This is a genomic window from Flavobacterium psychraerolatum (assembly GCF_025960985.1).
Taxonomy (GTDB): domain Bacteria; phylum Bacteroidota; class Bacteroidia; order Flavobacteriales; family Flavobacteriaceae; genus Flavobacterium.
In genome coordinates this window covers 108,308-133,522 of sequence record NZ_JAOQMX010000002.1, presented here as the reverse complement: position 1 = coordinate 133,522, position 25,215 = coordinate 108,308, and the positions used below count along the sequence as shown (strand labels likewise).

At 33.8% G+C, this 25,215-nt stretch carries 23 protein-coding genes; 12 read left to right on the top strand and 11 right to left on the bottom strand.

What is annotated here, in order from left to right; genetic code table 11:
* Positions 1-18: 18 nt before the first annotated feature.
* The gene (nfsB, locus tag M2326_RS01600; RefSeq protein ID WP_173854681.1) at positions 19-684 is read right to left on the bottom strand and encodes an oxygen-insensitive NAD(P)H nitroreductase; all 666 of its coding nucleotides are present in this window, start codon (positions 682-684) and stop codon (positions 19-21) included.
* Positions 685-945: 261 nt separating this feature from the next.
* Between nfsB and M2326_RS17570 the strand changes: the two genes are divergently transcribed.
* The 4 genes from M2326_RS17570 (at position 946) to M2326_RS01585 (ending at position 2,527) form a co-directional block, all read left to right on the top strand.
* Positions 946-1,050: a hypothetical protein gene (locus M2326_RS17570; protein WP_413603254.1), complete on the top strand. Its 105-nt coding sequence runs from the start codon at positions 946-948 to the stop codon at positions 1,048-1,050.
* 202 nt (positions 1,051-1,252) lie between these two features.
* The gene (locus M2326_RS01595; protein ID WP_264617803.1) at positions 1,253-1,405 is read left to right on the top strand and encodes a DUF2683 family protein; all 153 of its coding nucleotides are present in this window, start codon (positions 1,253-1,255) and stop codon (positions 1,403-1,405) included.
* Positions 1,405-1,671, top strand: a complete 267-nt coding sequence (locus M2326_RS01590) for a Txe/YoeB family addiction module toxin (protein WP_264617802.1) — start codon at positions 1,405-1,407, stop codon at positions 1,669-1,671. Before M2326_RS01595 ends, M2326_RS01590 begins: the two co-directional genes overlap by 1 nt.
* 304 nt (positions 1,672-1,975) lie before the next feature.
* Positions 1,976-2,527 (top strand): DUF4494 domain-containing protein, encoded by a 552-nt coding sequence (locus M2326_RS01585; RefSeq protein ID WP_264617801.1) that lies wholly within the window; start codon positions 1,976-1,978, stop codon positions 2,525-2,527.
* Positions 2,528-2,607: 80 nt separating this feature from the next.
* Here M2326_RS01585 and sufD read toward each other — a convergent pair whose 3' ends face one another.
* From sufD to M2326_RS01550, 7 genes are all read right to left on the bottom strand, one after another.
* Positions 2,608-3,924, bottom strand: a complete 1,317-nt coding sequence (gene sufD / locus M2326_RS01580) for a Fe-S cluster assembly protein SufD (RefSeq protein WP_264617800.1) — start codon at positions 3,922-3,924, stop codon at positions 2,608-2,610.
* A 42-nt stretch (positions 3,925-3,966) separates the two neighbouring features.
* A complete protein-coding gene (locus M2326_RS01575; RefSeq protein ID WP_264617799.1) occupies positions 3,967-4,356 on the bottom strand; it encodes a four helix bundle protein in 390 nt (129 codons plus the stop codon).
* Between the two features lie 84 nt (positions 4,357-4,440).
* A complete protein-coding gene (gene sufC, locus M2326_RS01570) occupies positions 4,441-5,193 on the bottom strand; it encodes a Fe-S cluster assembly ATPase SufC (protein ID WP_264617798.1) in 753 nt (250 codons plus the stop codon).
* Between the two features lie 14 nt (positions 5,194-5,207).
* Complete coding sequence (locus M2326_RS01565; protein ID WP_264617797.1) at positions 5,208-5,480, bottom strand: Txe/YoeB family addiction module toxin; 273 nt, start codon at positions 5,478-5,480, stop codon at positions 5,208-5,210.
* Positions 5,471-5,677 carry a DUF2683 family protein gene (locus M2326_RS01560; protein ID WP_264617796.1) on the bottom strand — a complete coding sequence of 69 codons (207 nt, stop codon included), beginning with the start codon at positions 5,675-5,677 and terminating at the stop codon, positions 5,471-5,473. Before M2326_RS01560 ends, M2326_RS01565 begins: the two co-directional genes overlap by 10 nt.
* A gap of 39 nt (positions 5,678-5,716) precedes the next feature.
* Positions 5,717-7,165 carry a Fe-S cluster assembly protein SufB gene (sufB, locus tag M2326_RS01555; RefSeq protein ID WP_108739753.1) on the bottom strand — a complete coding sequence of 483 codons (1,449 nt, stop codon included), beginning with the start codon at positions 7,163-7,165 and terminating at the stop codon, positions 5,717-5,719.
* A gap of 90 nt (positions 7,166-7,255) precedes the next feature.
* Positions 7,256-7,585 carry a HesB/IscA family protein gene (locus M2326_RS01550; protein WP_108739754.1) on the bottom strand — a complete coding sequence of 110 codons (330 nt, stop codon included), beginning with the start codon at positions 7,583-7,585 and terminating at the stop codon, positions 7,256-7,258.
* A gap of 222 nt (positions 7,586-7,807) precedes the next feature.
* On the opposite strand from M2326_RS01550, the gene M2326_RS01545 reads away from it, so the two are divergent.
* The 4 genes from M2326_RS01545 (at position 7,808) to M2326_RS01530 (ending at position 14,016) form a co-directional block, all read left to right on the top strand.
* Positions 7,808-8,665, top strand: a complete 858-nt coding sequence (locus M2326_RS01545; protein WP_264617795.1) for an MBL fold metallo-hydrolase — start codon at positions 7,808-7,810, stop codon at positions 8,663-8,665.
* 303 nt (positions 8,666-8,968) lie between these two features.
* Positions 8,969-10,594 carry a S8 family peptidase gene (locus M2326_RS01540; RefSeq protein WP_264617794.1) on the top strand — a complete coding sequence of 542 codons (1,626 nt, stop codon included), beginning with the start codon at positions 8,969-8,971 and terminating at the stop codon, positions 10,592-10,594.
* A 171-nt stretch (positions 10,595-10,765) separates the two neighbouring features.
* On the top strand, positions 10,766-12,625 hold the full coding sequence (locus M2326_RS01535) for a M1 family metallopeptidase (RefSeq protein ID WP_264617849.1): 1,860 nt from the start codon (positions 10,766-10,768) through the stop codon (positions 12,623-12,625).
* Positions 12,626-12,765: 140 nt separating this feature from the next.
* Entirely contained in the window at positions 12,766-14,016 is a 1,251-nt protein-coding gene (locus M2326_RS01530; protein ID WP_264617793.1) for an outer membrane protein assembly factor, read from the top strand.
* A 142-nt stretch (positions 14,017-14,158) separates the two neighbouring features.
* Here the strand turns inward: M2326_RS01530 and M2326_RS01525 are convergent, their stop codons facing one another.
* Positions 14,159-15,979 (bottom strand): alpha-1,3-galactosidase-related protein, encoded by a 1,821-nt coding sequence (locus M2326_RS01525; protein ID WP_264617792.1) that lies wholly within the window; start codon positions 15,977-15,979, stop codon positions 14,159-14,161.
* 431 nt (positions 15,980-16,410) lie between these two features.
* On the opposite strand from M2326_RS01525, the gene M2326_RS01520 reads away from it, so the two are divergent.
* From M2326_RS01520 to M2326_RS01505, 4 genes are all read left to right on the top strand, one after another.
* On the top strand, positions 16,411-17,010 hold the full coding sequence (locus tag M2326_RS01520) for a hypothetical protein (protein ID WP_264617791.1): 600 nt from the start codon (positions 16,411-16,413) through the stop codon (positions 17,008-17,010).
* A 37-nt stretch (positions 17,011-17,047) separates the two neighbouring features.
* Entirely contained in the window at positions 17,048-20,371 is a 3,324-nt protein-coding gene (gene mfd / locus M2326_RS01515; RefSeq protein WP_264617848.1) for a transcription-repair coupling factor, read from the top strand.
* Positions 20,372-20,517: 146 nt separating this feature from the next.
* Entirely contained in the window at positions 20,518-20,955 is a 438-nt protein-coding gene (locus M2326_RS01510; protein ID WP_264617790.1) for a BLUF domain-containing protein, read from the top strand.
* A gap of 566 nt (positions 20,956-21,521) precedes the next feature.
* On the top strand, positions 21,522-22,751 hold the full coding sequence (locus tag M2326_RS01505) for an MFS transporter (RefSeq protein WP_264617789.1): 1,230 nt from the start codon (positions 21,522-21,524) through the stop codon (positions 22,749-22,751).
* A 263-nt stretch (positions 22,752-23,014) separates the two neighbouring features.
* On the opposite strand, the gene M2326_RS01500 is transcribed toward M2326_RS01505, so the two are convergent.
* Both M2326_RS01500 and lolB1 read right to left on the bottom strand, forming a co-directional pair.
* Complete coding sequence (locus tag M2326_RS01500; protein ID WP_264617788.1) at positions 23,015-24,379, bottom strand: murein hydrolase activator EnvC family protein; 1,365 nt, start codon at positions 24,377-24,379, stop codon at positions 23,015-23,017.
* A gap of 25 nt (positions 24,380-24,404) precedes the next feature.
* Positions 24,405-25,208, bottom strand: coding sequence for a lipoprotein insertase outer membrane protein LolB1 (gene lolB1 / locus M2326_RS01495; RefSeq protein WP_264617787.1), 804 nt, complete (start codon positions 25,206-25,208; stop codon positions 24,405-24,407).
* Positions 25,209-25,215: the final 7 nt, after the last annotated feature.

Genomic DNA, 25,215 nt, shown 5'->3' with positions numbered 1-25,215 from the left:
TTTCGTATTTTTTATGAATTATATTACAGTGATAATTTCACTTTGTGGTAATCTAGATTTTGGTGTTTTTTCTGTTGAATTAAAATCAGATGCGGTTCTGTAGCCAATTGAAACAGCCACTAAAGAGGTGAATCCTTTTGCTCTTAATCCGAATTCTTCATCTAAAGCTTTTATATCAATACCTTCCATTGGCGTTGCATCGATACCTAAAGTGGCAACTCCTAACAAAAAGTTACCAATATTAAGGTATACTTGCTTTTCCATCCAATGCTGATAATCCTTTAAATCATATTTATGAATGTCAGCAAAAGCGTTCATTCCTCCTTGCATTCCTTTCTTTATGTCATCATTTGGGAATCTTCCGTCTTTATCTTGTACCTCTAAAAGGTGATTAAAATAGGCGTCATCTGCACTTTCACTTGTTTTTGAACAAAACAATACAACTGCTGATGCATTCGTTATTTTTGGTTCATTAAAATGAAAAAAACCTTGGGTTCCTTTTGTCATACGTGCTTTTCCTTCAGTTGTTTCAGCAACTATAAAGTGCCAAGGTTGCAGGTTTACACTTGAGGGACTCATTCGTAATAAATTTTTAACCTGTGCCATATCTGTTTCAGATATTTTTTTGGTAGTATCAAATTCTTTCGTGGTGTATCTCCAGTTTAATGTTTCTTGTAAATTCATTTTATTATTATTTTTTTATACTATCATTTTTATAGTGGCAAAAGTAAGTATAGTAATTAAAACTCACAAGAACGGTCATGAAGTATAGTATTGCATCTTTTATTTAAGTAATTGTATTTTAAATAATTAGCAGATTAATTTTTTACTATAAAAAGTATAGTGGTATGATAAATTATAGTGGGGAAACTTTGCACATTATAAAAATGTTAAAGTGATAATTAGTATGCATATAGTTAATGGAGTAGAATATCCACGTAGTAACTGGGCTTCACTGATTCGAGTCATTTGTCTAAAATCTTTAAAAAGAAGTATAACATGACAATTCAGAATTTCAAACGAGATGATGTGCAGGTTTGTGCGGGCTAAATAAATCAACTACTATAGGATTAGCTATTTAGTCAATTAAAATCTACCCCTATTTTTAAACTTGTGCATCAGTTGTAAATCTTGTAAATTTGTGTAACATTTAATAGTCAAGTAAACACATCCTAAATTTTAAATTATACAATCTATAAACTTTACTGTATACACAGAGGATTTAGTACAAATAGAAGCAATTAAAGCTTTTATGAAAGCCTTGAAAATTAAATTTGAAGTTTCGAAAGAACAACCATATAATCCTGAATTTGTAGAAAAAATAGAAAAAAGCAAGCAAGAATTTAAAGAAGGTAAGTCTACCCGTGTCAAAAAAGAAGATTTACAAAGCTTTTTAGGATTGTAATGAGTTATCACTTAGATTTCTCAAACCAAGCCAAAAGCGATATTGAATTCCATAAAAAATCAGGAAACAAAGCGGTCTTAAAAAAACTACTTATTTTATTGAACGAACTAATAGAGCATCCTTTTGAAGGAACAGGAAAACCTGAAGCTCTGAAACACAACCAAACAGGATGCTGGTCATGTAGAAGTAACCAAGAATACAGACTTGTTTATGAAGTCCTCGAAAATAACATATTACTGCACGCTGCCAGAGGACATTATGCTTAATTTCCAAAAAACACTTTTACTTCTAATTCTTTAAATATTTGTATCATTTTACGTCTTTTTATAATTCAGGTAGATACAATTGTGCCATAACAAGTACAAAAAATAGTTGCTAAGATTAAGTTACATATTACATGTTTCCAAGAAATACGATACTTATGACAATTCAGAATCTCAAACAAGATGATGTACAGGTTTGTGCAGGCTAAAAGTCAATTTTTCGAAATTGTGAATATCTATTCGAATTAGATTCTAGTTATTTAACCTATAAAATCTATCTTTGTTTTCCTTAAAAAAATAGAACAAGATGAGTGCAATGTGGTTTGAATGCAAGATAAAATATAGAAAAACAGATGAAAACGGTGGTCAAAAAGTCACATCAGAACCTTATTTGGTAGATGCCCTTTCGTATACCGAAGCGGAAAGAAGAATCAACGAAGAGATGGCAGCGTATGTAAGTGAAGAATTTAAAATCACCAACATCAAAGTGGCTAACTATGCCGAGATTCACCCTTTTGAAAACTCTGACCGTTGGTTTAAGTCGAAAATTGCTATGATTGCTTTTGACGAAGAGTCTGGAAAAGAACGCAAAACCAATATGTATTTTCTAGTGCAAGCCAATGATGTGCGTGAGGCATATGATAACACCATGCACACGATGCAAAACACAATGGGTGAATTTGCCATCACGGCTATCAATGAATCACCAATTATGGACGTTTTCCCGTATTTTAGCGGTGAAGAGGACTCATTGGAGCAATTAGAAAAATTTAACGCAACCAAAGCGTCTAAACCAGCTCCTGCTGAAGAAGAAGTAATTGACAATATGGAATTTGAAACTGAGATTTCTAGTAACTAGAAAATTCCAACCTTTGTAATACAACAAAACCCCATTGCTCACACAATCGGGTTTTTTGTTTTGTATATAAACTGAGTTGATTACAAATCAAATCCAATTTTTACGCCCAATTTACTAGCGATGATATTGGTAATTCGTTGTTTCAATTCAGGTATTTTGATTCCTTCGATAACTGCATTCGAAAAAGCATACATCAACAAAGCTTTAGCTTCTTTTTGTGGAATACCACGTTGTTGCATATAAAACAAAGCGGTTTCATCCAATTGTCCAACGGTACAACCGTGAGAACATTTCACATCATCTGCAAAAATTTCCAATTGCGGTTTTGCATTGATCGTCGCTTTTTCACTCAACAAAATGTTGTTACTTTTTTGAAAAGCATTTGTTTTTTGCGCCTCTCTCTCTACATATACTTTTCCGTTGAAAACTCCGGTAGAGCGATCAGAGAAAATACCTTTGTAGTCTTGAAAACTTTCGCAATTTGGTTGCGCATGATTCACAAGTGTATAATGATCAACATGTTGCTTATCACCAATAATCGTGATTCCGTTTAATGTACTTGTCAAATTTTCACCAAAGTGATAAAAATTCAAGTTGTTACGAGTAATATTTCCACCAAACGAAAAAGTATGCACGTATACATGACTCTCTTTTTGTTGTGAAACATACGTACTGTCTACCAAATTAGCTTCGGAAGCGTCATTCTGAATCTTATAGTAATCAACAATAGCGCGCTTCTCTGCATAAATCTCAGTAACCGAATTGGTCAGTACAGGATTTTCGCTTAAACTCTGGTGACGTTCAATAATTTGCACATGAGCATTTTCGCCCACAATTACAAGATTACGAGGTTGTACCATCAAAGCTGCTTCACTACCCGTTGAGAAATACATGATTTCGATAGGCTTGTCTGCTACTTTACTTTTTGGGATATTGATGTAAGCACCTTCATTTGCAAACGCAGTATTCAAAGAGGCTAAACTCTCATCTTTACTAGCTATTTGATTGAAGTAGGTGTCTATAATTGCTTTATATTTTGGTTTGTTTAATGCCGATGACATCAAACAAACATCGATTCCTTCGTGGGTTGTAGAGGACAAGTTTGAGCTAAAAACACCATCAATAAACACCAATTTATAGGTATCCATTTCGTGCAAGAAGTATTTTTTTACTTCCTTGAATTCAACTGCTACATCACTCTTTGGAAAAACCGTAAAGTCATTTTTTAAGATGGCATTTAGTGAGGTATATTTCCAAGCTTCCTCTTTTTTGGTTGGGAATCCTTTATTTTCAAAGTTCTTCATGGCCGAAGTTCTCACGTCATGCAGTTGTGAATGCACATCAACACGTTCTTCAAACGCCATAAAAGACGATACTAATTTTTCTTTTAATTCCATAAATTTTGTTTCAGGTTTAAAGTTTAAAGTTTCAGGTTTTGCCTATTGGAACTTATTCCCTTTGAAGTCCTTTTTATTTAAATAAGTTATAAAGTTTTTAATTTTACCACTCAAATTTTCGTAATCTTTCTTTAATAATTCGAATCTGTTTTCATCAATATATTCAAAATCGTATATTCTATACAGTTGAGATCTAGCCTCTCCTGCAGAACCTTTGGCTATGGAAAGAAACTGTCTAAACTCAAGATTTCCATCTCTCTCAAATCCCTCAGCAATATTATCCATTACTGAACCAGAAGAAGCCTTAACTTGTTCTTTTAATTTAAAATCTGATTTTAACCCTGTTCCAATAGATATAACATGAATTTCTTTTGCCAAGCGTCTAGCCTCTTGCCAAATTTCTAAATCTTCGAATTTGTTAATTGTAGCCATACTCTTTTGAACTAAAGTGTTTCAGGTTTAACGTTTCAGGTAGCCTAACTTGAAACAAAGAAAACTTGAAACTTGAAACATTTTTTAAGCTTCTTGCTCAGCTTTAATCCAATCGTATCCTCTTTCTTCTAATTCTAAAGCTAGAGATGCATCTCCAGATTTTACAATTTTTCCGTTTAGTAAAACATGAACGAAATCAGGAACGATATATTCTAATAATCTTTGGTAGTGCGTGATAACAACCACTGCGTTTTTCTCGCTTTTTAGCTTGTTTACACCGTTGGCAACGATACGCAATGCATCGATATCCAATCCTGAATCAGTTTCATCAAGGATAGCCAATTTTGGCTCTAACATTGCCATTTGAAAAATCTCATTACGTTTTTTCTCTCCACCAGAAAATCCTTCGTTCAAAGAACGAGAAAGGAACTTACGGTCGATCTCCAATAATTCTGATTTCTCACGAATTAATTTCAACATATCGCTAGCAGCCATTTCTTCTTCTCCTTTTGCTTTACGAGTTTCGTTTATAGCGGCTCTCATAAAGTTGGTTACAGAAACTCCTGGAATCTCTACTGGATATTGAAAAGATAGAAACACTCCTTTGTGTGCTCTTTCTTCTGGAGCTAATTCTTCCAAATCTTCTCCATCCAAAGAAACACTTCCTTCGGTAACTTCGTAGTTTTCATTTCCTGCAATAACCGCAGACAAAGTACTTTTTCCAGCACCGTTTGGTCCCATGATTGCGTGTACTTCTCCTGCTTTTACTTCAAGATTGATTCCTTTTAATATTTCTTTATCCCCAATTGAGGCGTGTAGATTCTTGATTGATAACATGATGTTTATTTTGTTTATTCGTAATGTCCTTTTAATGAAATGATACTTAATATATCTATGATATTTTCATCTATTATTTCGTAAATTATCCTATGTTCATTATCGATTCCTCTTGACCAATAACCCGTTAATCCATACTTTAAAGCTTCTGGTTTCCCAATTCCTTCGTAAGGATTAATTTGAATTGCTTTGATCAATTCTGAAATCTTCTTTATGATTGTCTTATTCCCTGATTTTGACCAAAAATCTAAATCCTTTTTGGCTTTTTTAGAAAATACTACTTCCATAAAGCATCTAATTCCTCCATAGTCATTTTTATTCCTTTGCCGTCTCTGACTTCTTTTGCTGCTTCCAAAATCTCTTTTACAAACTCAGGATTATATGGTTTGTCAATCTTTTCTTCGATTTCAAAACCAAGCGATTTAGCCAACGATTTAAACACTGGATAATCTTTTTTCTTAACATTTTTTAAAATGAGTTCCATACTGATTGTAATTTAAGATGATATTCAAATTTACAAAAATTATCCCACCGAACCTTCCAAAGAAATCTCCAATAATTTTTGTGCCTCTACAGCAAATTCCATTGGTAATTTATTCAAAACTTCTTTACTAAAACCGTTTACGATTAGAGCAATTGCTTTTTCAGTCGGTATTCCACGTTGGTTACAGTAGAAAACTTGGTCTTCACCAATTTTACTAGTGGTTGCTTCGTGTTCTATTTTGGCTGTTGGATTTTTACTTTCGATATAAGGAAAAGTATGTGCTCCACAATTATTACCCATCAACAATGAGTCACATTGTGAAAAGTTACGTGCATTGTCTGCATTTGGCGATATACGTACCAAACCTCTATAACTGTTTTGTGATTTTCCGGCAGAGATACCTTTCGAAATAATGGTAGACTTAGTGTTTTTACCCAAGTGCATCATTTTTGTTCCTGTATCTGCTTGTTGGAAATTATTGGTTACAGCGATCGAATAAAATTCTCCAACTGAATTATCTCCTTTTAAGATAACCGATGGATATTTCCATGTTACTGCCGAACCTGTTTCTACTTGTGTCCAAGAAATTTTTGCGTTTTTCTCGCAAATTCCTCTTTTGGTTACAAAATTGTAAACCCCACCTTTACCCTCTTTATTTCCAGGAAACCAGTTTTGAACAGTAGAATATTTAATTTCAGCATCATCAAGGGCGATCAATTCAACAACTGCTGCGTGCAATTGATTTTCATCACGACTTGGCGCTGTACAACCTTCTAGGTAAGACACATAACTACCAGCATCTGCTACAAGTAATGTTCTTTCAAATTGACCTGTACCGGCTTGGTTAATTCTAAAGTAAGTCGAAAGTTCCATTGGACATCTCACACCTTTTGGAATATAACAGAAAGACCCGTCAGAGAAAACAGCCGAGTTCAAGGCAGCATAAAAGTTGTCTTTTTGCGGCACGACAGTTCCCAAATATTTACGAACCAATTCTGGATGCTCTTTGATAGCCTCAGAAATACTCATAAAAATAATTCCTTTCTCTCCTAATGTTTTCTTGAATGTCGTTGCAACCGATACTGAATCGACAACGATATCCATCGCTACATTATTCATCATTTTTTGCTCATCGACAGAGATACCCAACTTTTTGTACATTTCCAAAAGTTCTGGATCTACATCGTCAAGTGTTTTGTTAGGATCAATTGTTTTTGGTGCCGAATAATACGAGATCGCTTGAAAATCTGGTTTTGTATAATGAACATTTGCCCATTCTGGCTCCACCATTTCTTCCCACGCTCTAAATGCTTCGATTCTCCAATCGGTCATCCATTGTGGCTCTTCCTTTTTTAACGAAATAGCACGAACAATGTCTTCATTTAAACCAATAGGAAACGTTTCCGATTCCAATTCGGTATAAAATCCATACTCGTATTCTTTGTTTTCTAATTCGACTTTTAAGTCGTCTTCGGTGTATTTTGACATTTGTATTGTATAGATTTAAAGACTTTGAAAGGTGTAAATCACCACTAGTCTTAAATTATTTTTTTATTCTAAAATTAAAAACAGATTGTTCTACAAAGAAAATGACTCTCCACAACCACAAGTTCTTGTCGCATTAGGATTATTGAATACAAATCCTTTTCCGTTTAAACCTCCTGAAAATTCCAAAATCGTTCCTGCCAAATACAAGAATGATTTCTTTTCAACAGCAATCGTGATATCATTATCTACAAATATCTTATCGTCATCTCCTTTTTTGTCATCAAATTTTAAATCATATGACAAACCGGAACAGCCACCACTCTTCACGCCTACTCTCACATAGTCTTTGGCAGCATCAAAACCATCGTCTTTCATTAAGTCGACAATTTTCTTTTTGGCTTCGTCTGAAACTTTTATCATTTGCTTATTTTTTAAGAACCAACTAGCAACTTTTACACCGCTATATTGATTTTGTCTAAATTAACCACAAAGATAGCATATAAAAATCTTTTCGCACAACAGATAACATTTTTATAACTAATGATGGAATAGAATTTATTTATCGAATTTTAGTAAATTGCCACTACAAATGCAACTCAAGATTGATTGTAATAAAACTTATAAATGAAACTGACTTAAAAAATGAAACTCTACCCAATAGAAACAGGAAATTTTAAACTCGATGGTGGCGCTATGTTTGGCGTAGTACCCAAAACCATTTGGAACAAAACCAATCCCGCCGATGCCAACAACCTAATCGATATTGCCGCGCGCTGTTTATTAATCGAAGATGGTAAGCGACTAATTTTAATCGATACCGGAATGGGGAACAAACAATCGGAAAAATTCTTTGGCTATTATTACCTTTGGGGGTCTCATTCTATGGATAAATCTTTGGCAAAATATGGATTTAACAGAGATGACATTACCGATGTTTTTTTGACACATCTACATTTTGACCATTCTGGAGGTGCAGTACAATGGAACAAAGACAAAACAGGTTACGAAACAGCTTTTAAAAACGCAAAATTTTGGACCAATGAAAGCCATTGGGAATGGGCCACAAAACCCAACTCAAGAGAAAAAGCATCCTTCTTGTCGGAAAACATTTTGCCAATGAAAGATAGTGGGCAATTAAATTTTATTTCCAGACCTGACAGTGATTTTGGTATTTCCAGCGAAATGAGCTTTTCTATATTCTATGCCGATGGTCATACAGACAAGCAAATGATTCCGATGATTAAGTACAATGGAAACACGATTTGTTTCATGGCTGACTTACTCCCAACAGCCGGCCACATTCCCATTCCGTATGTAATGGGATATGATACACGACCGCTACAGACTATGCCAGAAAAAATTAAATTTCTGGATGAAGCAGCAACCAGTAATTACTATTTATTTATGGAACATGATGCACATAACGAAATCATCACCGTACAACATACCGAAAAAGGAGTTCGTTTGAAGGAGGTTATGAAAACTGGAGATCTCCTTTAATGACATTATAAATTTCAAATCTCTAAAATATTGATTGAAGTGGATGCACTTTTAATTTTACTTCAATTAGCCAAGCCATTAACCTATAATTATTATTCATTATACCGTTTTTAGTTAACAAATTCTAACTTATTAATAAAGAAACTAAAGAAAAAGAAACAACATCTGCTTTTTGATTTCATAGAAAAATATTGATTTAACAACTTATTCTTGAATAAAATATACTAACATAGTGTTAACCCTGCTTTTTGTTCAAAAAAAATCTGTACTTTCGAATATTATTTAAAACTTTAATACAATACTATGAATAGTTTCAAACCATTCTATATTTCTGCATTTGCTATTTTAGTACTAAGCAGTTGTAGCACCCAAAAACAAGCTTTTAATTTCAGCAAGTTTACACCGATAACGGCTCCATTGAATGTGAGCAAAAAATCAGCTTTGAAAGAAAATGACCTTAAACGATGGAGTCATCTTGATATTCAAAAAGATACCGTTCCAGGAATGAGTGTTGACAGAACCTATGCTGAATTACTAAAAGGCAAAATGGGACAAAAAGTAATCGTTGGAATTATTGATTCTGGTGGAGATATTGAACACGAAGATTTACAAGCTGTTGTTTGGACTAATGCAAAAGAAATTCCAGGAAACGGAATTGATGATGATAACAATGGTTTTATTGATGACATTCACGGATGGAACTTTCTAGGAAATACGGTAAAAGAAAACCTAGAATATGAAAGAATTATCAAAGATAAAAACCTTGCAGACGAAACGACTTATCTTGCTGCTAAAGCAGAAAATGATAAAGAGATTTCAGATGCTGCAAAGAAAAAAGGGCAATACGAAGAAATGGCTTCTGTATTAAAAGATTCTGATGCTACTATTGCATCAATTCTAAAAAAAGAAGATTACACAATCGATGAAGTAAAAGCAATTGCAACTACTGATGAGAAAGTTGAAAAAGCAAAAACTACCATCCAACGCTTCTTCTCTTTTGGAATGCCAATAAAGAACTTAAAAGAAACATTACAAGGAGAAATAGAAAAAGCCAATGCTACTTTGAGCGGTGAAAACTTGAAGCAAGACTATAGAAAAGTGGTTGGTGACAATCCAAACGACATTACGGATACCAAATACGGAAACAATAACGTAATGGGACCAGACAAAAAAGAAACACTACATGGGACACACGTTGCAGGTATTGTTGCTCAAGTACGTCACAACAATAAAGGAGGTGACGGTGTAGCCAACAACGTAGCGATTATGACAGTACGTGCTGTGCCAGATGGAGATGAGTATGACAAAGACATAGCTTTGGCAATTCGTTATGCTGTGGACAATGGCGCAAAAGTAATCAACGGAAGTTTTGGTAAAGCTTTTTCACCTCATAAACAATGGGTTTTTGACGCAATCAAATATGCAGCAAGCAAAGATGTTTTAATTGTTCACGCAGCTGGAAATTCAGCAAAAGATATTGATGTATTTGATAATTTCCCTAATGACTCTGAAGATAAAAAAACGGAGATTGCAGACAATTTACTAACAGTTGGTGCTTTGAACTTTGAGTATGGTAATAAAGTAGTTGCACGTTTTTCTAACTTTGGAAAACTTAATGTAGATGTTTTTGCACCTGGAGTTCAAATTTACGCAACTACTCCAGATAATACTTATCGTTTTTTACAAGGAACCTCAATGGCCTCACCGAATGTTGCTGGAGTTGCAGCAATGATTCGTTCTTATTTTCCAAAATTAACAGCACCACAAGTTAAACACATTTTGATGGATTCTGGTGTAGCTATTACCACTGACGTTATTGTAGGAGGAAATCCAAACGATGTTCGCCCTTTTGCAGACTTATCTGTTTCGGGTAAAATGGTAAATGCTTATAATGCATTCTTGATGGCAAGTAAAATGTCAAAAAAATAAATAAATTGCTTCTCATTCTTGAGCAATTCAAATTTAAATCATAATTAAATTTTTTAAACCATTAAGAAATTAAGACCATTATCACTTAATGTATCTTAATTTCTAGATGGTTTAATTATTTAAAGACCAAAATCAACTTTAAACTAATCTTTTTTTAACGTAAATCTTATGATAAAAAAAATATTCTTACTAGCATTTACAGCACTGACTATGGGGTCTCATGCCCAAAGCAATTCATATTGGCAACAAAAAGTAGATTACAAAATGAATGTTTCTATGGATGTTGAAAATTATCAATACCAAGGAGACCAACAATTGGTGTACACCAACAACTCGGCAGATACATTGAAAAAGGTATATTATCATTTATTCAACAATGCTTTTCAACCTGGGAGTGAGATGGATGAACGTTTGCACACCATCAAAGATCCAGATGCCCGTATGACTGGGAAGGCAAAGAATGGTAAAGAAAACCGTATCAAAAATTTAAAAACAAATGAAATTGGCTATCTCAACATTTCAAACTTTAAACAAGATGGAAGTATTGCGAGAACCAAAGTAACTGGAACTATTTTGGAAGTGTTTTTGGCAAAGCCAATTCTACCCCACTCTCAAACTACTTTTACACTTGATTTTAACGGACAAGTACCATTACAAATTCGCCGTTCTGGACGCAATAATTCCGAAGGAATAGCACTATCAATGTCACAATGGTACCCAAAAATAGCCGAATTTGATTTTGAAGGTTGGCATGCAGATCCGTATATCGCTAGAGAGTTTCACGGAGTTTGGGGTGATTTTGATGTAAACATCACTATAGACAAAGCTTATACAATTGGCGGATCTGGTTATTTACAAAACCCAAACGAAATAGGACATGGTTACCAAGACAAAGACACACAAGTTACTTATCCTAGAAAAACTAAAACCTTAACATGGCATTTTATTGCGCCAATGGTACATGACTTCACATGGGCAGCCGATCCCAATTACGCACATGATATTGTAAAAGGACCTAATGATGTAGATTTGCACTTTTTGTACAAAAATGAATCTAGTACAGTTGAAAAATGGAAAAAAGTAGAGCCTATGATGGTTAAAGTCATGGACTTATACAATCAAAAGGTTGGACCTTACCCATACAAACAATATTCCTTTATTCAAGGTGGTGATGGTGGAATGGAATATGCTATGTGTACCTTGATGTTGGGCAATGGAACTGTTGAAGGAATCTATGGTACCGCTACCCACGAATTGGGACATTCTTGGTTTCAACATGTTTTAGCATCCAACGAATCCAAACATCCTTGGATGGACGAAGGGTTCACGACTTATATTGAAGACTGGGTCATTAATGAACTGGGGCCAAAAAAAGTAGTTAATCCTTTTGAAGGAAATTATAGAACTTATTTCTATCTGGTTAATTCAGGCAAAGAACAACCACTAACAACGCATGGGGATCGTTATGATGAAAACCGTTCCTACAGTATTGCGTCATATATAAAGGGAAGTATTTTTTTGTCACAACTTAGCTATCTAATTGGACAAAAAAAATTAGATAAAACGTTAAGAAAGTATTACCAAGATTTTAAATTTAAACATCCTACACCAAACGACATCATGAGAACCGCTGAGCGTGTTTCTGGAGCCGAATTAGACTGGTATTTGACTGACTGGACACAAACTACAAATACCATCGATTATGGCATTACAGCGGTTACAGAGCAAAACTACACAACCCTAGTACAATTAGAGCGTATCGGAAGAATGCCAATGCCAATAGATGTTTTAGTTGAGTATACAGACGGAAGCAAAGAAAGTTTTTATATTCCGTTGCGAATGATGTATTTCGAAAAAGAAAACCCAACTCCAGAGATCAAAAGAACGGTATTGAACGATTGGACATGGGCTGCCTCTAATTACGAATTTTCAATTCCGAAAAACAAAGTGAGTATTAAAAAAATAACACTTGACCCGAGTGGTTTAATGGCCGATGTAAAAGCAATAAATAATGTCTATGAAAAAAAGTAGTAAACTAACAATTTATTGACCATTCCGTTGCAATCTATTTGTATAAAGACGTTTATAATCTTAATAAAGGAAATAAAAAATAAAAAAAAGTTATTTCCTTTATTAAAAGTTGTTCCTTTATAAAATAAAATAGATTGTAAATGAGGAATAGCAATAGATTGTTAGTTTTATTTTCAATGACTTTCTTGTTGCTGTTTTGTCAATTTTCTTTTGCACAAATTGAAAATGACACTACCGCTCTTTGTCCCATAAAATCCTTTCCTGAATTTTTCAAAAAGAAAGATTCCTCAACCGTTGCCAAGCCGTTAAAGTGTAGTTTTTTAATGGTTTTACCTGTTCTGTTTGTGCAACCCGCAAATGGATTGATTTATGGAGCAATAACGCAATATACCTTCAAAGGAAAACGGACAACGGATAAATATTCCTCCGCTTTTTTAATGGCAACTTACACCACAAAAAAACAGATATTGATAGATGCAAAAAGTAACTTATTACTAAATCATAACAAACTTTATTTGTGGGGAGATTGGCGTTATTATAAATTCTCACAAGATAATTATGGTTTAGGGACACAAATTATTCCATCTGGCGAACCTCATTTTTCGATTGAATCAATTGCACAACCAATGAAATATGACTACGTCAAATTTTATCAAACTGCATCAGTTTTAGTCGCTAGTAATTTATTTCTAGGAGGCGGAATTCATCTTGATGGATACATGAACATTAAAGATCAATCTCTGGAAATTGACAATAATAAACTCACCTATCACCAAGTATATAATAGTACACATCATTTTAACACTAACAAATATTTCATAAAAGGTATAAGTGCAAATTTGATATACGATTCACGAGATAATTTAGTCAATCCTAATCATGGATTGTTTGCAAATGTCAATTACAAAACAAATTTGGGAGTTGGAAAAAATGGATCTCCAAGTGCCGTCTTATTTACAGAGTTTAAATATTATATTCCCTTAAGCAAAACAAACAAGCAACATGTTTTAGCGTTTTGGAGTTATGGTCAGTTTTTGACTAAAGGAAATTTGCCTTATTTAAATTTACCTGCAATTGGTGGAGATCAGGATAGTAGGTCTGGTAGAGGATATACACAAGGATTATTTCGAGGTCAAAATTTATGCTATTTTGAAACAGAATATCGTTTTCCTATTAGCTGCAATCAAATGTTGAGTGGAACGGTTTTCACCAATTTCACATCCACTAGTAACAGGGATAAAAATATTCATGTTTTAGAATATATTCAACCGGCGATGGGAGTAGGTTTACGTCTTTTGATTGATAAAGTTACTAAAACAAATGTCGTAGCTTCGTATGGAGTGGGACGTCATTCAAAAAGTTTTTATGTTAATAGTGGAGAAACTTTTTAAGTGACTTATAAATTCTTTTATTTTCAATTAAAGCTACTTCTTTTCAAACATAAAAATTCATTTTGGTTGGTAGTAAAAATAACAAAAGCTACCCAAAATTGGACAGCTTTTGTTAATCAACCAAGACTTACTAATCATAACCTTATTTTTCCTTCAACCCTTTATTGGATTTGATTTTTAGATTTTTAATCTCCTCTGATTTTTTAATTACCAATGGCCAATTAAAACCTTTGAAAGTATTTTTTTCAATCACCACATTTTCACAATAATCCAATGCTATAGACGGTAAAGTTGATCCAACAGGATATTTTGTGCTCAATTCAACTGTATTACCTTCGACAACTAATCCTTTTACAGAAGTTGCACTTACCAACAAACCATTAAAACTTTTGATTGTATTATTGGTAAATCGGATATTCTGATGGTATTTCTCATCACCCAAATGTTGTTTATCAGTCAACATAGGAGCTGCAAATAATGGGTAACCTTCACCATCTCCATAACCAACGTTATCAAAAACATTATTATTAATAGTAACATCTCTTACACCACCCGACTCGTACCAGGATTTATTATCTCCTTCGATTAAAATTCCATGCATTTGAGACGAAAAGTAATTATTTTCAATTAAGACTTTCCCTTTAGTAGTAATCAATGCTGCTCTCGCACGGTTTTCCCTAATAATATTATTTTTCATTATTACATCGGGGTACCAAGTAATGTTTTCCAAAGAAAGCGGGCCTGTAGGCATTATTTCTGGAACATTTTCGAGCGTAATCAAAAAGCGTCTGTCATTTAAAATCTTTACTTCTTTTACTTTCGTTTCATAAATTGGTAATACGGTTTCTCGAGACGTAATCAAAACCTTATCACCGGCTTCTGCAAACGTCAAACCCCATTGTTGTACATGGCTAATTTCACACAAAAAAGTATTCTCTCCACGGTATTCATTCATGTTTACGTAAGCACCATGTACATTTATACCATCATCAAGCATGTGTTCCAAAAGGCAGTTTTCCATCTTTATCACTCCTTTACAGCCCAGAAAGTGAGTAGCATCTGCCCTTGTGGCTGCTACTCTATCTTGTCTTGAAGTCACCACTAATTTATCCAAGCTGATATTTTCACATCTTTCAGCTATTAAAGCCATACCTCCTGCCGCATAGATTGTCACATTTTCGATAAAGTTATCTTTAGAATTAGCCATATGAATCGCTTGTGCAAAACGATTTCCACCAGGGCTACTTCCATACACGGCTATAACCGTTCCTACGGGAGGTGCTACTTTGGTACTATTGGTAAACTTAGCCGTTGTATTATCAATTTTAGAAATTTTAATATTGGCTCCACTGTTTCTAAGTGCATAATTTCGAGTATCCCAAATAGGTGCTTTTGTGTTTGGATCAAAAGCAATATTTTGTCCAATTATATCTTGCCAATTATAATGGTTAAAGAATATTTCGTTGTTTTTCACTTCAAAACCATATTTTTCAGGTGTGATTTTGGCTGTAAATGTATTGGTTTTAGCATCGCTTTCTATCACTTTTAATTCATGAATAAAAGGTGTTTCCCAATCAATGGTAAAGTTTTTTAAAGTGGTGTTTTTTGATCCGTCAACAATAATTGGACAAATTTTTCCATGAAACATAAATGTAGAGCCATTTCCGTCCAAAGTGAAATTTTCGACATTAAATAATGGAAATGCCATAGGTTTCAAGCTATTATCATGATTGGCAACCGCACGATATTTTGCAACGGCATTCTCAGGATAAAATTCATACTGTCCTTTTGGAAAAAATAAGGTTACATTTTTCTTTCCGTTCAAAGATGCTATCAATTGGTTTACTTCTAAGCTAACGTCTTTACCTGGTTTAATTCCATAATCGGAAACATTAATTATTTGAGCATTTGTATTCCAAATGGCACATAAACAAAACATCACTTTCAATATTATATTCTTCATACTTTATATTCTAGGTTAGTAATTGTAAAAATAGCAACAACGGTACTAAATTATGTATCTCTTAGTTTATCTGTTGTATCTAAACATCTAAAATAACACTTCCACACCCATTTTTTATCCTTATTCAATAGAAACCCTATGTTTTTATTCAATTAATTGAAAATAAAAGCAAAATTGGATTCTTAAAAAATTACTAAAGCCATGCACACTATTTTATGCGTAAAAAAACATATTCTACAAATTATAAAGCTACCATAAGCCTGAAATTAAAGAAGCAATCTTTTAAATATTCGTTCCTAAATTTCTTTTTAGTTTGTAACTTTGTACTTCTTTTTAAACCAATTATGAAATACGCAAGACCAAATTAAGGTCGCTACCAAAATGGTATTGCAAATCACATAAGACCGGAAAAAAGCAATACTATGTCTCTTATGAAAAACATTCTATCTTGTTTACTTTGTACTGTTGTCTTACTTTTTTCGTGCAAAGACGATAATCAACAGCGATTAGCCGAAAATAAAAAAGAAATGGCCAAGAAAGAAATTATCTTTTTACAAATTGAAAAAGGGTGGGTTTTTTATGATACACCGATCAATGAAACGGCCGAAGGCACTGTAAAAACCTGGAATGAATTTCGTCTTTTTTTAGCTGAATTATCAAAGAAGCCAAAGAAAACCATAGAAGCTTTTCAGCAAAAATCGACTGCTATTTCTAAAGCAGCTATGAATTTAAACAAAAATATTCCGATTGCATTCGATAAACCTCAAATAAAAAGCCGTATTGCTGTAGTGATTACCAAAGTACGCATGATGGATCTCTACCTTCATCTAGACAATATCCCCAGCAAAAAAGTTATTGTTTTAATTAGTGAAATCAATCGAGAATTGGCTACTCTTCAAAGAGAAATGGACAAAACAGTTGAAAAAAGTAAAATCCCTGTTGAAGAAGGCGAAGCCGACTTAAAACGAATGTTGGACAGCACCAGAGCCATTCCTACGACTGGCCCAAATAACGTAATTACAATTGAGTAAATCAGCCCTATACAAAACATACGATAATTTGCCCAAAATGGTGCAAATTGCAAAAATATTACAAGAAAAAAAGGAACTAAAAATGCACCTTCATGGGCTAATTGGCTCTTCAATTTCTTTTACTCTTAAAGCTTTATTCAAAAAAACAGCACTACCTTTTTTATTGATTTTAGAGACTAAAGAAGAAGCTGCTTATTTCTTAAATGACTTGGAACAAATGGTTGGTGAACCCGATGTTTTGTTTTACCCTGCTTCGTACCGTCGTCCCTATCAAGTGGATGAAACCGATAATGCCAATGTTTTGCTACGTGCCGAAGTGCTCAACCGCATCAACTCACGCAAGAAACCCGCTATAATAGTTAGCTACCCCGAAGCTTTGTTCGAAAAAGTAGTTACTCGTCAAGACTTAGACAAAAACACTTTAAAAATCTCAGTTGGAGACAAAATTTCGATTGATTTTATTAATGAAGTTTTATTTGATTATGAATTTAAAAGAGTCGATTTTATTACAGAACCAGGCGAATTTTCGGTTCGTGGTGGAATTGTAGATGTTTTTTCTTTTTCGAATGATAATCCATATCGAATTGAGTTTTTTGGAAATGAAGTTGATAGCATGCGTACCTTTGATGTAGCAACGCAACTTTCCATAGAAAAGAAAACAAAAATTACAATTATTCCCAATGTGGAGAATAAAGTGTTTCAAGAAAACCGAGAATCATTCTTGGATTACATTTCAGAGAAAACCATTTTAATCCTTCAAAATACCGAAGGATTTCTATCACAACTCGACAAACAATTTGCCAAAGCCGAAGAAGCTTTCGAAAAATTAAATAAAGAAATAAAGCGTTCGACTCCAGAGCAATTGTTCTTGAATCAACCTGAATTTATTAAGAGGGCTTTGGATTTTTCTATTGTCGAATTAGCTGCAAAACCAACATTTAAAGCGACTGAAAAATTCGAATTCCACATTCAGCCACAGCCTTCTTTCAACAAACAATTTGATTTGCTGTTGAACAATTTGAGCGAAAATCATTTTAATGGCTTGACCAATTATTTGTTTTGTTCGAATGATAATCAGGCGAAGCGTTTTCATGATATTTTTGAGACATTGGATGAAACCAACTCGGAGAACATTCGAAAACAATACAATACAATCGTTTTACCATTGTACCAAGGTTTTATTGATACTGAAAACCAAATTGCTTGTTATACCGATCACCAAATTTTTGAGCGTTACCACAAATTCAACCTCAAAAGTGGCTATTCGAAAAAACAGAATATTACATTAAAAGAATTGACCGCCTTGACTGTTGGTGATTATGTAACGCACATTGACCACGGAATTGGAAAATTTGGTGGCTTGCAAAAAATTCAAGTCGAAGGCAAAACCCAAGAAGCCATCAAACTCGTCTATGCCGATAACGACATTGTGTATGTGAGCATCCATTCCTTACACAAAATTTCAAAATATAGTGGAAAAGACGGAACTCCACCCAAGATATATAAGTTAGGGTCGAACACTTGGAAGGTTTTAAAGCAAAAAACTAAAGCCAGAGTTAAGCATGTAGCCTTCAACTTGATTCAGCTATATGCCAAAAGGCGCTTGGACAAAGGGTTTGCTTTTGCTCCCGATAGTTATTTGCAAAACGAACTGGAAAGTTCATTCATTTATGAAGACACGCCCGATCAATATAAATCAACTCAAGAAGTCAAAGCCGACATGGAAAGCGACCGCCCAATGGACCGATTGGTTTGTGGTGATGTAGGTTTTGGAAAAACCGAAGTTGCGATTCGTGCCGCCTTCAAAGCGGTAGATAATAGTAAGCAAGTAGCTATTTTGGTACCAACTACTATCTTGGCTTACCAACATTACCGAACTTTTACCGAGCGATTGAAAGACATGCCAGTAAGTGTAGGATATTTAAATCGTTTTAGAACAGCCAAGCAAAAAGCAGAAACGCTAAAACAACTTGCAGAAGGTAAATTGGATATCGTTATTGGAACACATCAATTGGTAAATAAAAACGTGGTTTTTAAAGATTTAGGATTATTAATTGTCGATGAAGAACAAAAATTTGGAGTTAATGTCAAAGACAAGCTCAAAACTATGGCTGCCAATATCGATACCTTAACATTGACGGCAACGCCTATCCCGAGAACATTGCAATTCTCCTTAATGGCTGCCCGAGATTTATCGGTCATTACAACTCCTCCACCCAACCGCTACCCAATAGAAACCAATGTTGTAGGTTTTGGTGAAGAAATGATTCGCGATGCGATATCGTATGAGATTCAACGTAACGGACAGGTTTTTTTCATCAACAACCGAATCGAAAATATAAAAGAAATTGCGGGTATGATTCAGCGACTCGTTCCCAATGCTAGAGTTGGGATTGGACATGGTCAAATGGAGGGTAAAAAACTCGAAGAATTAATGTTGGCCTTCATGAACGGTGAATTTGATGTTCTTGTAGCTACCACTATTATCGAAAGTGGATTGGATGTACCCAATGCCAATACCATTTTCATCAACAACGCCAATAATTTTGGACTCTCAGACTTGCACCAAATGCGCGGTCGCGTGGGACGTAGCAACAAAAAAGCTTTTTGCTACTTCATCTGTCCACCCTACTCATCTATGACGGATGATGCACGCAAGCGTATACAAGCATTGGAGCAGTTTAATGAACTAGGAAGTGGATTTAATATTGCGATGAAGGATCTTGAAATTCGTGGCGCAGGAGACTTACTAGGTGGCGAACAAAGTGGTTTTATCAACGAAATTGGATTTGATACGTATCAGAAAATTCTAAACGAAGCTATTGATGAGTTAAAAGAAAATGAATTCAAAGAACTTTATCCCGAAGATAATAATATCGAAACCAAAGAGTACGTCAAAGACATCCAAATTGATACCGATTTTGAATTGTTATTTTCAGACGAATATATTAATAACGTTTCAGAACGTTATAGTTTATACAATGATTTGGCTGTTGTAAAAAATGAAGAAGAATTGGAGGTTTTCCAAACCAAATTGACAGACCGTTTTGGTCCAATGCCGCCAAGAGCAAAAGCATTGATGAATAGCATTCGCATCAAATGGATTGCCAGTGGACTAGGTATCGAAAAATTGGTCATGAAGAAAGGAAAAATGATTTGCTATTTTGTTTCTGATCAACAGTCCGATTTTTATCAAACCAACCGTTTTAGAGATATACTACAGTTTGTACAAAAAAACACGAGCATTTGCAAAATGAAAGAAAAACAAACTCCTGCTGGTTTACGCTTGCTGCTAACTTTTGATAATGCTAAAACAACGCGAAATGCTTTAGAACTAATGGAGATGCTGGGTGGGAAATAAAAGATTAAAAGTAAACCCAAAGGTCGATTATTCATTTGCATCTTCAATAATAAAATTACTTCAACAACAGTTAGCATCAATACCGAAATAACTATTGTTTTTGCAGAAATATGTCTAAATTGCAATTCTATAAAAAATAATTATACATGTACCAATTAAACTATCATTCCATTTCAAGTAAAGGCTTAGTGCTAAAAGACTTAAATGATATACTGGATGAAGCAATTGCGTTTAATGCATCAAAAAATATTTCGGGTTGCCTTATCTATCATAACGATAATTTCGTTCAAATACTTGAAGGAGAGAAAAAAGATGTTTTAGAGGTGTATGAAAGAATTAAAAAAGATAATAGGCATCATTCGATAACTCTTCTTTGGGAAAACAAAGTAAATAAAAGGCATTTTGAGGAGTGGAATATGGCATACTACAATCCAAATGAAAAAAACATGAAACTGTTTATAACTAATTTTTTATTGCTTTCATCACTTTCAGATAGAAATTCAGGTACATTATTAAGTTTTTGGTCTTCTGTACGTAAAATTTTAGAGGATGGTTCATCACATCTAGGAGTCAACAAATTATAAGTAGAAGTTAGTACTCTCTTATTAGTAGAGCCTTTGTACTAGTACTAGACTTCTATCGAATAATTATTTTGATTAATGCTAAAAATGTTGTTTTTGTATTATCTATTTTTTTTTTAGAGATATAAAAAATATTCAAAAGCAATCCTCTAACCTGTTATCCCTAGTTTAGAAAAATATTAAATCTATAGTCCTACATAAAAGCTTTTTGATTCATAAACAAATGTATCATCACCTCAAAAAAAGTTATCCTTTTTGATCAAATTGATGGAAAAAAAATTTTATGGTAGTTAAAACACTTACTTCTTTATAAAGTACAACATCAAAATATGATAAAAAAACAAAGGAAAAATTGACTTAATAATTAAAAAAATATTCCCTTTTTTAACAATTTAAACAACTAATTCTTAACTTATTTAAGTATCCTTTAGTACAATGCTCAATTCTTTTTTGTTTAAATTTGCATATATCTTTATAAAATTTTTGTACTAGATTAATACTCCACTCATGATAAAACAAATTAATCTCTGTTTTATCCTATTATAAATAGACCTAGGAAATAATAAGCAATGAATCTTACCACTTTTAATTCCTTCAAAAACAAAAATTTCAGCTTATTTTTCTCAGGACAGGCCGTTTCGCTGTTAGGAACTTGGATGCAAAAAACTGCAGTAAGTTGGTTAGTTTATTCGATAACACAGTCCAAATTAATGCTAGGAATTTCGGTATTTGCAACCTTATTCCCCACGGCATTATTTTCCATTTACGGCGGCATTGTAGCCGATCGTTATGACCGCTATACCATACTACTCATAACTCAAATAATATCATTATTTCAAGCCATTTTAATGACACTAGCAGTTATTTTTTTTAAGGAAAATATCGTTTGGTGGATTATTGGGTTGAGTGCATTGCTGGGCATAATTAACGGATTTGATGCTCCTGCACGACAATCCCTAGTACTAGCACTTATTGTTGATAAAACAGATCTACCAAATGCATTGGCCCTAAACTCATCAATGGTTAATTTATCCAAATTAATTGGCCCTGCTATTGCGGGGTTTGTTTTGGAACACTTTGGCGATGCTGTTTGCTTTGGTAGTAATGCTGTAAGTTTCATAGCTGTTTTAACCTCCTTATTACTAATGAAAATTCCAAAACAAGCGATAAACCACAAAGCAGATAAAAGTATTAAAAAAGAATTTATTGATGCATTATCATTTATTAGAGGAAACCGAATTATTGCTTCGGCTATTATTTTTACTGGGCTTATGGGTTTATTAGTCCTACCTTTTACAACATTAACACCTGTTTTTGCAAAAGATATTTTTATGGGATCAGCCTCAACATTAGGAGTAATTGATGGCTTTATTGGTCTAGGAGCGTTTCTTGGAGCTATGTTTTTAGCCTCTTTGAAGCAAGGAACCAATTTGACTAAAATTTTAGCAAAAAACAGTTTCTTGTTTGGTATCGGGCTTTTATTTTTTTCACAAACAAACAATTACTTTTTGGCTATTTTCTTTTTAACATTGGCCTCTTTTGGGATGATGTCTGTACGCACCATTACTAACACAATTGTCCAAGTTAATGTAGACAATGAATATAGAGGTCGGGTAATCAGTATTTATTTAATGGTATTAACATCGACAGTGCCTATTGGAAGTGTACTTGTGGGCGGTATTTCTCATTACATAGGAGCTCAAACTACCGTTTTGATTCAGGCCGTTCTAGCGATGCTGTTAGCTACATTTTATCTTTTTTATTTACGAAAAGAAGCTAAAAGGAATGATGATAATTAAATCATATTTTTTCTAAAAAATCCTTTTTACTTTCTAACAGAGTAGAAATAGCATTCTATTGCAATATAAAATCACTTATAAGAGATATAGTATTCAACAGGACTAGATCTTGCTCTAATGAACCAACTACCAGCCTTTCACTATAATTTACAGCTGAAATAAGATCATTTTTATTTTATTAGATGCAAACTTATTAAATGAAAAAAGCTTCTAAAACAATAGTTCTAGAAGCTTTTTATTATATTATTTATTATTTATTAATATTACATGTTTGATAACCATCCTTGCGGATTAGCATAGGTAGTATTTTGTAATAATAAAAATTTAATCACTGTTTTTCCTGTTTCTCCACTAGTTCTTACGCGACCAAGGCTTTGCTTTATGCTTACCTTATCTCCTTTGTTTACAGAAACCGAACTTAGGTTTTGATACACTGTGAAGTAATCTCCGTGTTGGAGCATTACAGCCTTGTTAACTGGTGATAAAATCATTATACTGGCAACTTCTCCTCCAAAAACGGCTCTAGCATTGGCTCCTTCTTCAGTTGTGATTTCGACACCACTGTTATGAACTACCAAAGTATTGTAAATTGGATGTGCTTGGTCTCCATACCCAAGTGAAACAAAACCTTTTTCTACAGGCCAAGGTAACTTACCTCTATTGGCTTTAAAGTTGTCTGCAATTAATTTTGATTCTGGGGTTAACTCAATTCGAGAAGACGATACTTCGACTTTTGCAACGGGTTCTTTCTCTACCACAGGTTCGGGCGTAGGTGCGGGAGTCGTTTTTCGAGACAACCAATTAGATTTTGCAGAAGCAGCGGCGGCAGCTTTTTCGGCAGCGGCAGCGGCTTTAGCAGCAGCTAATGCTCTTGCTTTTTCTGCAGCAGCTTTTCTATTGGCTTCAGCGATTGCTTCACGAATTAAACGGTCGATTTGACGGTCGATATTCTTGGACTCACTTTGTTTTTTTCGAATGTCGGATACGATACGGTTTTTGTCTTTCTTAATCTCGTTTACCAATTTTTCTTGCTCTACTCTTTCTTTTACAAGTGATAAACGATCTTTAACGTTTTCGGCCAATAATTTTTGTTTGGCTACTTTTTGGACATTTAATTTTTTATTTATAGCTATTAATTCCAATGATTTGCCTTTGATCTCCTCCCCTTGTGCTTTTCTAAAGTTGGTGTACTGTTTTAGGTACTGCGCTCTTTTAAAAGCTTGTAAAAAATTCTCTGATGATAAAATAAACATCGCACGACTTTGCTCAGACCTACTTTTGTAAGATTGTACAATCTTCTTGGAGTAATCTACTTTTAGAACATTAAGCTCTTTGTTTAACGCATTCAATCTTAATTGATTGCGATACATATCATCTGCTAATAATCTAGTTTGTTTGGTCGTAGTATTGATCAAACTTTCCTTTAGTTTGATTTTGTTTTTTTGAATCAAATAAACAGTCATAGCCGACTTTTCTTTTGATTTTATACCTTTCAACATATTCTCATTATCCCGAATTTCTTTTTGAATTTGGGATTTGCGTTGCTCTAACTTTTCTTGTTGAGAGGATTGACTCCATAGTACAGAAGTCATACAAATAAAAACTAGGCTTAAAATAAACTTTGGCATCTTGACAATATATTTTTGTGCAAATTTAATTAATTAAAATTCTTTTGTAGCCATTTGGGACACTATATGGAAAAGAAAGTTCGTCACTGAAATTTAGGTCAGTATATTCTAGGTCAATTTCTGTTTTTCCTTTTTCTTGAGTAGCATTGATATGCAATTGCAATGGGATAATTCTTTTGTCAAAATTTTGATAATTTCCGTAATCCATTTCGATTTTTCGAGCTTTATCACTTTGTATAACCTCTTGTTTTCTAATTTTAAAATTGGAGGCATCAATAAAGAACGCTTTTTGTGTCGAATTATTGGCTTTGTCGTCCAATCTATATGATTGTTCTTCAAGAGTTTGGTTGTATTTCCCTACTCTCAAATCGTCCAAGGCCTCGCCCATCAACATATTTTGCACTTTATTATAATCCAAATCAGTTCCTAGCCATTGGCTTAATCCACTAAAATCACCTTCAAAATAAGTCCCTTTTATTTTCTCATAATAGCTTACTTTGGTTGGCGTAATTAATGCTTTGGCCATTGTAATACCCAAAAATCGAATACTCACTAAGATTTTTTGATCTTTTTGTATTCTAATTTCAGCAGTTACATTTTGGGTTTGTTTTCCGTTATCAAATCGCACATTGGACTTGATATAAACTGCAGCAAAATCAGTTTGATTCTCATAATGCTTGTCTATAATTGAACTGGCTTTCATTGCCTTTAATGGCTCTGAAACGGTATTTTGAATTAACGCTTTTTTGGATTTACAAGAAACCACTAGCATTGTACTAGCAATTGCACCTATAAAAACGGCTCTTCTCACAACTGATTTAATTTTCATTTGTTGG

What these genes read in the sequence shown, in the direction of transcription:
- nfsB (WP_173854681.1), bottom strand. Translation starts at nt 684, where the DNA reads ATGAATTTACAAGAAACATTAAACTGGAGATACACCACGAAAGAATTT.
- M2326_RS01595 (WP_264617803.1), top strand. Translation starts at nt 1,253, where the DNA reads ATGAAAGCCTTGAAAATTAAATTTGAAGTTTCGAAAGAACAACCATAT.
- M2326_RS01590 (WP_264617802.1), top strand. Translation starts at nt 1,405, where the DNA reads ATGAGTTATCACTTAGATTTCTCAAACCAAGCCAAAAGCGATATTGAA.
- M2326_RS01585 (WP_264617801.1), top strand. Translation starts at nt 1,976, where the DNA reads ATGAGTGCAATGTGGTTTGAATGCAAGATAAAATATAGAAAAACAGAT.
- sufD (WP_264617800.1), bottom strand. Translation starts at nt 3,924, where the DNA reads ATGGAATTAAAAGAAAAATTAGTATCGTCTTTTATGGCGTTTGAAGAA.
- M2326_RS01575 (WP_264617799.1), bottom strand. Translation starts at nt 4,356, where the DNA reads ATGGCTACAATTAACAAATTCGAAGATTTAGAAATTTGGCAAGAGGCT.
- sufC (WP_264617798.1), bottom strand. Translation starts at nt 5,193, where the DNA reads ATGTTATCAATCAAGAATCTACACGCCTCAATTGGGGATAAAGAAATA.
- M2326_RS01565 (WP_264617797.1), bottom strand. Translation starts at nt 5,480, where the DNA reads ATGGAAGTAGTATTTTCTAAAAAAGCCAAAAAGGATTTAGATTTTTGG.
- M2326_RS01560 (WP_264617796.1), bottom strand. Translation starts at nt 5,677, where the DNA reads ATGGAACTCATTTTAAAAAATGTTAAGAAAAAAGATTATCCAGTGTTT.
- sufB (WP_108739753.1), bottom strand. Translation starts at nt 7,165, where the DNA reads ATGTCAAAATACACCGAAGACGACTTAAAAGTCGAATTAGAAAACAAA.
- M2326_RS01550 (WP_108739754.1), bottom strand. Translation starts at nt 7,585, where the DNA reads ATGATAAAAGTTTCAGACGAAGCCAAAAAGAAAATTGTCGACTTAATG.
- M2326_RS01545 (WP_264617795.1), top strand. Translation starts at nt 7,808, where the DNA reads ATGAAACTCTACCCAATAGAAACAGGAAATTTTAAACTCGATGGTGGC.
- M2326_RS01540 (WP_264617794.1), top strand. Translation starts at nt 8,969, where the DNA reads ATGAATAGTTTCAAACCATTCTATATTTCTGCATTTGCTATTTTAGTA.
- M2326_RS01530 (WP_264617793.1), top strand. Translation starts at nt 12,766, where the DNA reads ATGAGGAATAGCAATAGATTGTTAGTTTTATTTTCAATGACTTTCTTG.
- M2326_RS01525 (WP_264617792.1), bottom strand. Translation starts at nt 15,979, where the DNA reads ATGAAGAATATAATATTGAAAGTGATGTTTTGTTTATGTGCCATTTGG.
- M2326_RS01520 (WP_264617791.1), top strand. Translation starts at nt 16,411, where the DNA reads ATGAAAAACATTCTATCTTGTTTACTTTGTACTGTTGTCTTACTTTTT.
- mfd (WP_264617848.1), top strand. Translation starts at nt 17,048, where the DNA reads ATGGTGCAAATTGCAAAAATATTACAAGAAAAAAAGGAACTAAAAATG.
- M2326_RS01510 (WP_264617790.1), top strand. Translation starts at nt 20,518, where the DNA reads ATGTACCAATTAAACTATCATTCCATTTCAAGTAAAGGCTTAGTGCTA.
- M2326_RS01505 (WP_264617789.1), top strand. Translation starts at nt 21,522, where the DNA reads ATGAATCTTACCACTTTTAATTCCTTCAAAAACAAAAATTTCAGCTTA.
- M2326_RS01500 (WP_264617788.1), bottom strand. Translation starts at nt 24,379, where the DNA reads ATGCCAAAGTTTATTTTAAGCCTAGTTTTTATTTGTATGACTTCTGTA.
- lolB1 (WP_264617787.1), bottom strand. Translation starts at nt 25,208, where the DNA reads ATGAAAATTAAATCAGTTGTGAGAAGAGCCGTTTTTATAGGTGCAATT.